The organism is Falsiroseomonas oryzae (assembly GCF_027856955.1).
GTDB classification, from domain to species: domain Bacteria; phylum Pseudomonadota; class Alphaproteobacteria; order Acetobacterales; family Acetobacteraceae; genus Falsiroseomonas; species Falsiroseomonas oryzae.
In genome coordinates this window covers 1-10,482 of record NZ_JAPSMD010000182.1, presented here as the reverse complement: position 1 = coordinate 10,482, position 10,482 = coordinate 1, and the positions used below count along the sequence as shown (strand labels likewise).

The window sequence follows — 10,482 nt, the reverse complement described above, 5'->3', positions numbered from 1 at the left end:
CGGCCGCGCCGCCGTGCGCAGCGCGCGCCGCGTCGCCGCGCCCGGGCCGGCGCATGAGGGCTGACGTCCGGGCGTGACCCCGGGCTCGCGACGCGCCCTCAATCCACCGTCACGTTGCCGTTGCGGATCACCTCGCCCCAGCGGGCGATCTCCCGGCGGATGAACGCCTCGAACTCCTCCGGCGCATTGCCCACCGGCTCGCCGCCCTGCTCGGCGATGCGCGCGGCCACCGCCGGGTCCTGCACCACCGCGCGGATTTCCTGCGCCAGCCGGTCCAGGATCGGCTTCGGCGTGCGCGCCGGGGCCTGGATGCCGAACCAGGCCACCGCATCCACCTGCGGGAAGCCGGCCTCCCGCGTCGTCGGCACGTCGGGCAGCGCGGGGCTGCGCCGCGCCGTGGTGACCGCCAGCCCCTTCAGCCGCCCCTCGCGGATATGCGCCAGCGAGGAGGGCAGGTTGTCCACCGCCAGGTCCACCCGTCCGGCGATGATCTCCGTCAGCATCGGGGCGGAGCCGCGGAACGGCACGTGGATCAGGTCGATCCCCGCCGCCTGGCGCAGCAACTCGCCGGTCAGGTGCAGGCTGGTGCCGTTGCCGGAGCTGCCGATCGTCAGCCCGTCGCGGCTCCGCTTCCCCAGCGCCACCGCCTCGGCCAGGGTGCCGGCCTGCAGCCCTGGCGCTGCGATGATGATGTTCGGCACGTCGGCCACGTTGGTCACCGCGGCCAGGTCGGATGCCTTGTAGGGCAGGTTGGGGTAGAGCCCGTAGTTGATGGCGGCCGTGCCGATAGTGGTCATCAGCAGCGTGTGGCCATCCGGATCCGCCTTGGCCACCTGGTCGGCGCCTATGCCGCCGCCGGCACCGGGGCGGTTGTCCACCACCACCGGCTGGCCGAGGCGCCGGCCCAGCGGCTCCGCCACGATGCGGGCCAGGATGTCGGTGGTGCCGCCGGCGGGGAAGGGGACCACCAGGCGCAGCGGCCGGTTCGGGAAGGCCGGCTGGGCCCGGGCGGGGCCGCCCAGCGCGAGGCCGCCGGCGATCAGGATGCGGCCCATGGTACGGCGTGGGATGGCATGGGACATGGTCGGGGACTCCGCGTGCGATCGGGGAGCGGATGAGCCCGTGCGAAGTTTCGTGGCGCCCCTGCCGTTCCGCCTGCGGCGGCCCGGGCGTGGGCCCGGTGGGCGCGCCCGGCGCGGTTGACAGCCCTGGCCCCGGCCCGTATCTGCGCCCGCTCGAAAGGCCAGAGCCATGAAGATCCGCAACTCGCTCAAGACCGCGAAGACCCGCGACAAGAACTGCTTCCTGGTGCGTCGCCGGGGCCGGGTCTATGTGCTGAACAAGAAGAACCCCCGCCTGAAGGCCCGCCAGGGCTGAAGGCCGACGGGCCGGCTCGTCCGGCCCCAGATGGTTCTGGAACGCCGCGCCGGGCCTCCCGGCGCGGTTTTCTGCGTTTCGACGGCGCCCGGGCATTGCGCCGCGACCGCTCCATCCCACCGTAACCCTCTGCCGCGTGCCGACGAAGCCGCGATGGACCCCCGGAGGAGGAGAGACGTCCCATGCCATCCCGCGCCATGCCATCCCGTCCGCTTGCGCTGGCGATTGCGCTCGCCGGCCTCGTCGCAGTCACCCCGGCCCGCGCGCAGCCCTCGCCCGACGCCCTGGTGGATGCCTTCGAGGCCGTGCTCGGCCCGGTCCGCACCCATCGGCCGAGCCACGCCAAGGGCACCTGCGCCGCCGGTCATTTCGTCGCGACGGCGGAGGGCACGCGGCTGTCCGTCGCGCCGACCTTCAGCGGCCAGCGCGTGGCCACCCTCATCCGCTTCGGCGTCGGCGGGGGCAGCCCGCAGGCCTCCGACACCTCCCGCAGCACCCGCGGCCTCTCCATCCGGTTCGAGACGCCGGCGGGCGACATCTGGGACATGGCCAACATTTCGGTGCCGGTCTTCGGCGCGCCCAACCCGCAGGTCTTCGTGGAGAACCTGCTCGTCCGCCGACCGAACCCGGCGAACGGCCAGCCGAACACGGAGGCGATCAACGCCTTCGTCGCCGCCAACCCGGCGGTGACCCGCCAGGGCCGCTGGCTTGCCGCCAACAGCCCGCCGGCCAGCTGGGCGACCACGCCCTACTGGGGCGTTAACACCTTTGTCTTCCGCGGCCAGGACGGCCAGCTGCGCCCCGCCCGCTGGGTCTTCGAGCCACGCGCCGGAACGCAGCGCCTGACCGAGGAGCAGATGCGCAGCATGCCCGGCGACTTCCTGGCCGATGAGCTGCGCCGCCGCGTCGCCGCCGGCCCGGTCGAGTTCGACATGGTCCTGCAGTTTCCCGCCGCCGGCGACGACCTGAACGATCCGACCATCGCGTGGCCGGACGACCGTCCCCGCGCCGTGGTCGGCCGCCTGACCGTGACCGAGGTCGCGCCCGGACCAGGCGGTGCCTGCGACCCGATCAGCTTCATGTCGCTGGACCAGGCGCCAGGCGTGGAGCTGAGCGACGACCCGACGCTGCAGGTGCGCGCCGGCGCCTATGCGGTGTCGCTGTCGCGCCGGCTGCAATAGGCGGGCGCGGGGAGGGGGCCTTTGCGGCCCTGCCGCGCCGGCCCTCCCCGCCCACGCGCTTGCCCGCCGCGCGGCGCGTCGCCATCTTCCGGGCATGATCGCGCTTCCGAAGCCCAAGCCCGAGGTCCTTGCCCGCCGCGACGAGATCGTGGCGGCGCTGCGCGCCATCGTCCCCGGCGAGGGCACGATCAGCGAGCCCCTCCGGCTCAAGCCCTACGAGACGGACGGCCTCACCGCCTACCGCATGCCGCCGCTGGCCGTCGTGCTGCCCACCACCACGGCGCAGGTCGCAGCCGTGATGCGCTACTGCCACCAGCACGGCATCCGCGTGGTGCCACGGGGCGCCGGCACCAGCCTCTCCGGCGGCGCGCTGCCGCTGGAGGATGCCGTCGTCATCGGCCTGATGCGCATGAACCGCATCCTGGAGGTGGATTTCGAGGATCGCCTGGCGGTGGTGGAGGCCGGCGTCACCAACCTCGGCATCACGAAAGCCGTGGAGCATGAGGGCTTCTTCTACGCGCCCGATCCGTCCAGCCAGCTCGCCTGCATGATCGGCGGCAACGTCAACATGAACTCGGGCGGCGCGCACTGCCTGAAGTATGGCGTCACCGCCAACAACCTGCTCGGCCTCACCTTCGTCACGCCGACCGGTGAGATCGTGCAGGTCGGCGGCGCGCATCTCGACGCGGCGGGATACGACTGGCTCGGCCTGATGACCGGCAGCGAGGGCCAGCTCGGCATCGTCACGGAGGTGACGGTGCGCATCCTGCGGGGCCCCGAAGGCGCGCGTGCCATGCTCGCCGCCTTCAAGGGCACGGAGATCGCCGGCCAGGCAGTGGACGCCATCATCGGGTCGGGGATCATCCCCGTCGCGCTCGAGTTCATGGACAAGCCCTGCATCCATGCCTGCGAGGCCTTCGCCCATGCGGGCTACCCGCTGGATGCCGAGGCGATGCTGATCATCGAGGTCGAGGGCAGCGAGGCGGAGCAGGATTCGCTGCTGGCGAAGATCAAGGAGATCTGTGCCCGCTTCGATCCGATCAGCCTGAAGGTCGCGCAGACGGCGGAGGAATCGGTCGCCATCTGGAAGGGACGCAAGGGCGCCTTCGGTGCCGTCGGCCGCATCTCGCCGGACTACCTCTGCATGGACGGCACCATCCCGACCGGGGAGCTGCCCGGCGTGCTGAAGCGCATCGGCGAGATGAGCGAGCAGTACGGCCTCAAGGTCGCCAACGTCTTCCACGCCGGCGACGGCAACCTGCATCCCCTGATCATGTTCGACGCCAACGATCCCGAGAGCTTCCGCAAGGCGGAGGCCTTCGGCGCCGACATCCTGAAGCTCTGCGTCGAGGTCGGCGGCTGCCTGACCGGGGAGCACGGCGTCGGCGTCGAGAAGCGCGACCTCATGGGCGTGCAGTTCGCGCGCCACGAGCTGGACCAGCAGCGCCGCATCAAGACGGCCTTCGACCCCGCCTGGCTGCTCAACCCGCACAAGGTCTTCCCGCTGGAGGACGCGGCAGCCTGAGGCCGCCGCCCCGGTCCCGGAGCCGGGGCGACTGAGGCTGCCCGATCCCGCTTGGCGGCGCGGGCGGCTTGCGCCACAAGCCATCACATGTCCGCCGACCAGATCGCGCCCCATCGCGAATCCGACATCGCCCGCGAGGTCGCGCTGGCGACGGAGACGCGCACGCCGCTGGCCATCGAGGGCAACGGATCGAAGCGCGCGCTGCTGCGGCCGGTGCAGGCGGCGCGCACGCTCTCCACGCGCAACCTCACCGGCATCACGCTCTACCGTCCCACGGAATTGATCATCTCCGCCCGCGCCGGCACCCCGCTGCCGGAGATCGAGGCCGCGCTGGCCGGGAAGGGCCAGATGCTGGCGCCGGAGCCGCCCGACACGCGCGCTCTGTTCGGCGCCGACCTGCCCGCCACCATCGGCGGCATCGTCGCGACCAACCTTTCGGGGCCGCGCCGCATCACCGCCGGCGCCATCCGCGACCACCTGATGGGCATCCGCTTCGTCAACGGCGCGGGCGAGGTGGTGCGCAGCGGCGGCCGCGTGCTCAAGAACGTGACCGGCCTCGATCTCTGCAAGCTGCTCGCCGGCAGCCACGGCACGCTCGGCGTGCTGACCGAGGTGACGCTGAAGGTGCTGCCGGCCGCCGAGACCTCGGCCAGCCTCGGCATCCGCGTGCCTGACATCGCCACCGGCGTGAAGGCGCTCAGCGCCGGCCTCGGCAGCCCCTACGGCGTCACCGGCGCGGCCCTGATCCCCGCCTTCTGTGGCCCCGATGGCCCGGCCAACCACGTGGCGTTCCTCCGGCTCGAGGATTTCGCCGAGTCCGTCGCCTATCGCGGCGCAAGGCTGGCCGAGGCTCTCGCGCCCTACGGCGACCTGCGGATGCTGGAGGCGGAGGAATCGACCGCGCTCTGGGCGGCGATCCGCGACGCCCAGCCGCTTGGCGCCGGCGATGCCGAGGCGATCTGGCGCGTCTCCGTCCGGCCCTCCGCAGGGCCCGGGGTGGCCGCCGCGGCGCAGGCAGCCGGCGCGCGCTGCCTGCTGGACTGGGGCGGCGGCCTGGTCTGGATCGCCGGCCCCGCCACCGAGGCGATGCATGCCGCGGTGGTCGCGGTCGCCGCAGCTGCGCGCGGCGCCTTCACCCTGTTCCGCGCGCCGGAACCGCTGCGCGCCGCCGTCGCCGTGCTGCCCGAGGAACCGGCCGCGCTCGCCGCCATCGGCGCGCGGGTGAAGGCCGCGCTCGATCCGGCGGGCGTGCTCAACCCCGGACGGATGCGCGCAGGGCTGTAACGGCGCCGGGCGTGCTGCCAGACTGGCGCGCCATGCCGAACGGCCGCCCGGGCGACAGCCGCCACCACGACATCGTCCATCATGGCCTCGAGGTCTATGGGCCGAGCTGCGACGCGCTGATCCGGGAGATCACCGCGCGGCTGCCGCGCCATCGGCTGGGCGAGTTCCAGAACCTGGTGGAGTCCTGGCCCTTCGAGGCCGACGGGCGGCCACATGACCTCGACGCGTTGTTCCACCGCCTGATCGCCTTCCGCGAGTCGCTGGGCAGCGCGCCGGCGCCCTCGCCTTCGGCCCGCGCTTCGGTGCCCGCCACCGGAAGGCCGGCCGGAACGGCGCCCGTGGCCCCGGCTGCCGTGCCACGCCGCGGCTCGCCGCTGGGCGGGCTGGTCGGCCTGGTCCTCGGCGGGGCGATCGGGCTGCCGATCGGCTTCCTCGCCTATCTCGTCGCGCGGGAAGCGCTGCTTTCGACCCGGCTCTGGTCATCCGACGCCGTCATGTGGGCGGTCGTGCTGGCCGTGGCCGCACCGGCGGCGCTGGCCGGGCTGAAGCAGGGCGCGGCACCGAGCCGGATGGGCCACGCGCTGCTGATCGGGATGCTCGGCTTCCTGCTGGGCGGGATGCTGGCCGGCACGGGAGCCGGGCTGCTCGCCATGCTGCTCGGCAGCACCGACGGCATGGGTGACCGCGCGATGGGCCAGGCCATCGGCGTGGTGTTCGGGCTGATGCCGCTGGCGGCGCTGGTTGGCGGCGCGGCCCTCGGGCTGCGGATGGGACGGCGCGCCTGGCGGAACTGGCGCGGCGATGGGCCAAGGTGACCGCCGCGGCTGGGGCTCTGGCCGCCCGGCCGGCGCGCTGCCAGAATAGGGCCATGTCGAACGGCACCACCGCCGAAGCGCCCCAGCCCGAGTCGCCGCCCGCCCAGGCGGCGGCGCCCGCCGCTGCCCCGCCCCTGCCGTCGCAGCGCAGCCACCATTTCGGCTCGCGCACCGTCTACACCCTCAAGGGCGCGCTGACCGGCTTCATGGTGGGCGCGATCATCGGCGGCCTGGTCGCCATCGTGGTGGCCACGAACTATGCGGGCTATGCGGGCATCCGCGACCTCGGCGGGCCCTATGCGAAGCGGGTCGCCTTCTACTTCCTGCCGGCCTGTGGCGCCGTCGGCGGCCTGCTCGGCGCCAGCTGGAACGGGCGCCGCGCCTATCGCCGCTGGGGCCGCCGCCGCCGCAGCCGCCGCCTTCCCTGACGCGGGCTTGCCCGACGCCTGTGCGCTGGACCGGCGTGGCCCTGACTGCGTTCAGGGCCACGCCCGTCCAGCCTCTCTGGCCCGGCGATTCCCGCCCTTCGCCGTGCCCACCTTCGGTGTGCACACTCAGGGCGATCGCGGGCTAGGGCGCCGGCGGGATCGGCACGCCGCCCTGGAAGCCCTGAAGCGTCCACTGGTAGGGCCCGATATCCACGCGCACATTGCCGATCCGCGGCTGCGCCAGGTCCACGATCAGCACGAGGCAGCCGCTCCAGGCACCCATCAGCAGCAGCGCGATCATCGGGTGCCAGCGTCGCTCCAGCCCCCACTGGTAGCCCAGCGCGCCCACGCCGACGAGCGTCAGGCCGAACAGCAGCCATGGCAACTCCGCCGGCATCTGCCCATCGAAGGCCCAGCGCTGCGCTGTCGCCATGTCGAAGGCGTCGTTCAGCGAGCCCATCAGCGAGGCCGCCACCGGATCCGACCGTTCCCGGACGATGGCCGCGGCATGGCCCCAGATCAGCGTCTGCATGCGGGAGGTCTCGGCCGTCGCCGCCGTCAACTCCGCGCTGCGCCGCGGCGCGGTCAGCCAGGCGATCCGCGTCTCCGTGTAGCGCTCCAGAAGGCGAGCGATCTCCGTACCCCGCGGATGGCCGATCGCCTCGGCCCGCAGCCAGGCCGTGCCGATCGCGTTCGCCTCGTCCAGCGCGGCGCGCCGCCGGTCGTTGAAGCGGGTGTCGGCGACGGAGATCGCCAGCCCCAGCGTGAAGGCCAGCAGGCCGAGCAGCGCGCCGACCACCACGCCGACGCCCTCCACCGGGTCCTTCTCGCCGCTCGCGACGCGCCCGGCATGGCGCAGCCCGAGCCGTGTCCCCACCCAGAGCGAGACGAACTGCAGCACCAGCATCACCAACGCGAAGGCGACCAGGCTGATGGCGGCGATCTCGATCAGCAGCCCCATGCCCCGCTCTCCCCCTGCGCATCGGCCGGTGGCCGAGCATGGCCGCTGCCCCGCGGGGTCGCAACGGCCCGACGCCGCTTTCCCTGCGGCGCCCGACTGCCTATCTGGACGTCGAGGGAGGGCTCATGCAGACCAGCTTCACCGAGGACCGACTCCGCGACCCGGACGTCGCGGAGAGCAACCGGATCCTCCGCACCTGCGTCCATTGCGGCTTCTGCACGGCGACCTGCCCGACCTTCGTGCTGCTGGGCGACGAGCTCGACAGCCCGCGCGGCCGCATCTACCTGATCAAGGACATGTTGGAGAACGACCGCCCGGCGACGCCGGAGGTGGTCAAGCACGTCGACCGCTGCCTCTCCTGCCTGTCCTGCATGACCACCTGCCCCTCCGGTGTCCACTACATGCACCTGGTGGACCATGCGCGCCGCCACATCGAGGAGACCTACACGCGCCCGCCGGCGGAACGCGCGCTGCGCCGCCTGCTCTCCTTCCTGCTGCCCTATCCGAACCGCTTCCGGCTGGCGCTGCGCGGCAGCGTCCTCGGCAAGAAGCTCGCGCCGCTGGTGCCCGGCCGGTCGATGACGGCGGAACGGCTGCGCGCCATGCTGCGCCTCGCCCCCGACTCAGTGCCGCAGGACAGCCCGATGCAGAAGCCGGGCCTGCATCGCGCCGAAGGCGAGCGCCGCGGCCGCGTCGCGCTGCTGACGGGCTGCGCGCAGCAGGTGCTGGCGCCCTCCATCAACGAGGCGACGATCCGCCTGCTGACCCGCATGGGAATCGAGGTGGTGGTGACGCAGGGCCAGGGCTGCTGCGGCGCGCTGGACCACCACATGGGCCATCACGATCCCGCCATGCGCCTAGCGCGCGCCAATATCGCCGCCTGGCATGCCGAGATGCAGGGCGAGGGGCTGGATGCCGTTGTGGTCAACGCCTCGGGCTGCGGCACGACGGTGAAGGACTACGGCTTCATGTTCCGTAGCGAGCCCGGCGACTGGCCCGCGAAGGCGGAAGCCGTGGCCGGGATCGCGATGGACATCTCCGAGGTGCTGCTGAAGTTCGGCTACACGCCGAGCCGCGAGGCGCCGGGCGTGACCGTCGCCTACCACGCAGCCTGCAGCCTGCAGCACGGCCAGAAGATCACCGCCGCGCCGAAGGACCTGCTGAAGCGCGCCGGCTTCGCTGTGAAGGAGCCGGCGGAGGGCCATCTCTGCTGCGGCTCCGCCGGCACCTACAACCTGCTGCAGCCCGAGATCAGCGCGAAGCTGCGGGAGCGCAAGCTGGGCAACCTGGAACGCACCCGCGCCGACCTGATCGCCTCCGGCAACATCGGCTGCATGACGCAACTGGCCGGCGGGGCAATGCCGACGGTGCACACGGTGGAACTGCTGGACTGGATGGCCGGCGGGCCCGAGCCCGCCCAGGTCACGGCGGTGCGACAGGCGAAGGCCGCATAGGCCTGGCCGGCGCGGCTTGACAGCCCGGCGCCGGCCCCTTCCTTCGCGGCCAGGAGACATCGTTCATGACCAGCCACGACCCGCGCCGGCGCGCGGATCCCGCGATGCGCCGCCGCGCGCTTCTCGCCACCGCCCTGTCTGCGCTGCCGCTGCCCGCGCTGGCCCAGGCCGCCTGGCCCGACCGGCCGATCTCCCTCGTCGTGCCCTTCACCGCCGGCGGCTCCGCCGACATCGCGGCGCGCATCCTGGCGGAGCGCATGGCGCCGCGCCTGGGCCCGAATGCCCGCATCGTCGTGGAGAACCGCGCCGGCGCCGGCGGCTCGCTGGGCGCCGACCATGTGCGGCGGCAGCCGGCGGATGGCTACACGCTGCTGCTCGCCACCGCCTCCTCGCACGGGACCAATCCGGCCGCGCTGCCGCAGACCACGCCCTACGACCCGGTGGCCGACTTCACCGCCATCGCCGTCGTCGGCGGCGGCCCGATGGTCGTGGTGGTGCCCGGCCGGTCGCCCTATCGCGACATCCGCGCGCTGCTGGACGCGGTGCGCGCCCGGCCCGGCGCGCTCTCCTTCGCGACCTCGGGTGCCGGCGGCATCGGGCACCTGACGGCGGCATACCTGCTCTCCCAGGCCGGCGGCCCGGGCGTCAGGCTGGAAGCGGAGCACATTCCCTATCGCGGCGGCGCGCAGGTGCTGGCGGCGATGGCGGCCGGCGAGGTGGACTTCTCGGTGGAGGTGCTGGCCTCCGCCGCGCCGCATGTGCGCGACGGCACGTCCCGCGCGCTCGCCATCACCGTGCCGCGCCGCCACCCGCTCTTCCCCGACCTGCCCTCGCTGGCCGAGATCGGCCTGACGGAGTTCGACGTCACCACCTGGAACGTCCTGCTCGCCCCGCGTGGCCTGCCGCCGGCCCTGCTGGCGCGGCTGAACGAGGCGGCGGTGGCCGCGCTCGCCGAGCCCGCCGCGCGCGAGCGGCTGGTCGCTGCCGGCGTCGATCCCGCCGATCCCACCACGCCCGACCAGGCACGCGCCTTCCTCGCCGCCGAGCTTGCCAAGTTCCGCGGCATCGTGCGCGACGCGGGCATCGCGCTGGGGCGCTAGCAGCTTGTTTGGTCGCATTCTCCGCGTCGCCAAGCGATTCCGCTTGGCTTGAGAATGCTCTGGGCTAGGCTCGGCGCCATGCTCCGCCTCGTCGCGCTGCCGCTGCTGCTGCTTCCCGCGCTGGCTTCCGCGCAGTCGCCCACTGCCGCGACGCCCGGCCAGGGCCGGCCGAACCAGGCCGAGGCCCGCCGCGCCGAGCTCGACCGCCTGTTCGAGGCGCTGAAGGCGGCGCCGGACGGCAGCGGCGCGCAGCTGGTCGAGCAGCGCATCCGCGTGATCTGGGCGCAGGGCGTCTCGCCGGCCGCCGGGCTGCTGCTGCGGCGCGGCGCGCGCAACCTGCAGGGCAACGCGCCGGAC

The 10,482-nt window shown here is 73.4% G+C and carries 11 protein-coding genes; 9 read left to right on the top strand and 2 right to left on the bottom strand.

The window, feature by feature from the left end; genetic code table 11:
- Nucleotides 1-98: 98 nt before the first annotated feature.
- On the bottom strand, nucleotides 99-1,082 hold the full coding sequence (locus OZN99_RS17285; RefSeq protein WP_270936507.1) for a Bug family tripartite tricarboxylate transporter substrate binding protein: 984 nt from the start codon (nucleotides 1,080-1,082) through the stop codon (nucleotides 99-101).
- Between the two features lie 169 nt (nucleotides 1,083-1,251).
- Here OZN99_RS17285 and ykgO point away from each other — a divergent pair, with 169 nt between their 5' ends.
- The 6 genes from ykgO (at nucleotide 1,252) to OZN99_RS17255 (ending at nucleotide 6,610) form a co-directional block, all read left to right on the top strand.
- A complete protein-coding gene (gene ykgO / locus OZN99_RS17280; RefSeq protein WP_109872693.1) occupies nucleotides 1,252-1,377 on the top strand; it encodes a type B 50S ribosomal protein L36 in 126 nt (41 codons plus the stop codon).
- 182 nt (nucleotides 1,378-1,559) lie between these two features.
- Nucleotides 1,560-2,558: a catalase family peroxidase gene (locus OZN99_RS17275; protein WP_270936506.1), complete on the top strand. Its 999-nt coding sequence runs from the start codon at nucleotides 1,560-1,562 to the stop codon at nucleotides 2,556-2,558.
- A 94-nt stretch (nucleotides 2,559-2,652) separates the two neighbouring features.
- Entirely contained in the window at nucleotides 2,653-4,083 is a 1,431-nt protein-coding gene (locus OZN99_RS17270; protein WP_270936505.1) for an FAD-linked oxidase C-terminal domain-containing protein, read from the top strand.
- 87 nt (nucleotides 4,084-4,170) lie between these two features.
- Complete coding sequence (locus OZN99_RS17265) at nucleotides 4,171-5,367, top strand: FAD-binding protein (protein WP_270936504.1); 1,197 nt, start codon at nucleotides 4,171-4,173, stop codon at nucleotides 5,365-5,367.
- An 11-nt stretch (nucleotides 5,368-5,378) separates the two neighbouring features.
- Nucleotides 5,379-6,182, top strand: coding sequence for an ABC transporter permease (locus tag OZN99_RS17260; RefSeq protein ID WP_270936503.1), 804 nt, complete (start codon nucleotides 5,379-5,381; stop codon nucleotides 6,180-6,182).
- 53 nt (nucleotides 6,183-6,235) lie between these two features.
- On the top strand, nucleotides 6,236-6,610 hold the full coding sequence (locus tag OZN99_RS17255) for a hypothetical protein (RefSeq protein ID WP_270936502.1): 375 nt from the start codon (nucleotides 6,236-6,238) through the stop codon (nucleotides 6,608-6,610).
- A gap of 142 nt (nucleotides 6,611-6,752) precedes the next feature.
- Here OZN99_RS17255 and OZN99_RS17250 read toward each other — a convergent pair whose 3' ends face one another.
- Nucleotides 6,753-7,571, bottom strand: coding sequence for a bestrophin-like domain (locus OZN99_RS17250; protein WP_270936501.1), 819 nt, complete (start codon nucleotides 7,569-7,571; stop codon nucleotides 6,753-6,755).
- 125 nt (nucleotides 7,572-7,696) lie between these two features.
- On the opposite strand from OZN99_RS17250, the gene glcF reads away from it, so the two are divergent.
- The 3 genes from glcF to OZN99_RS17235 all read left to right on the top strand — a co-directional run.
- Nucleotides 7,697-9,025 carry a glycolate oxidase subunit GlcF gene (gene glcF / locus OZN99_RS17245; protein WP_270936500.1) on the top strand — a complete coding sequence of 443 codons (1,329 nt, stop codon included), beginning with the start codon at nucleotides 7,697-7,699 and terminating at the stop codon, nucleotides 9,023-9,025.
- 65 nt (nucleotides 9,026-9,090) lie between these two features.
- Nucleotides 9,091-10,125, top strand: a complete 1,035-nt coding sequence (locus tag OZN99_RS17240) for a Bug family tripartite tricarboxylate transporter substrate binding protein (protein ID WP_270936499.1) — start codon at nucleotides 9,091-9,093, stop codon at nucleotides 10,123-10,125.
- Nucleotides 10,126-10,203: 78 nt separating this feature from the next.
- On the top strand, nucleotides 10,204-10,482 hold a 279-nt coding region (locus OZN99_RS17235), incomplete at its 3' end, for a hypothetical protein (RefSeq protein WP_270936498.1).

Coding starts and splice junctions, on each gene's coding strand:
- OZN99_RS17285 (WP_270936507.1), bottom strand. CDS start 1,082: ATGTCCCATGCCATCCCACGCCGTACCATGGGCCGCATCCTGATCGCC.
- OZN99_RS17270 (WP_270936505.1), top strand. CDS start 2,653: ATGATCGCGCTTCCGAAGCCCAAGCCCGAGGTCCTTGCCCGCCGCGAC.
- glcF (WP_270936500.1), top strand. CDS start 7,697: ATGCAGACCAGCTTCACCGAGGACCGACTCCGCGACCCGGACGTCGCG.
- OZN99_RS17240 (WP_270936499.1), top strand. CDS start 9,091: ATGACCAGCCACGACCCGCGCCGGCGCGCGGATCCCGCGATGCGCCGC.
- OZN99_RS17275 (WP_270936506.1), top strand. CDS start 1,560: ATGCCATCCCGCGCCATGCCATCCCGTCCGCTTGCGCTGGCGATTGCG.
- OZN99_RS17250 (WP_270936501.1), bottom strand. CDS start 7,571: ATGGGGCTGCTGATCGAGATCGCCGCCATCAGCCTGGTCGCCTTCGCG.
- ykgO (WP_109872693.1), top strand. CDS start 1,252: ATGAAGATCCGCAACTCGCTCAAGACCGCGAAGACCCGCGACAAGAAC.
- OZN99_RS17255 (WP_270936502.1), top strand. CDS start 6,236: ATGTCGAACGGCACCACCGCCGAAGCGCCCCAGCCCGAGTCGCCGCCC.
- OZN99_RS17265 (WP_270936504.1), top strand. CDS start 4,171: ATGTCCGCCGACCAGATCGCGCCCCATCGCGAATCCGACATCGCCCGC.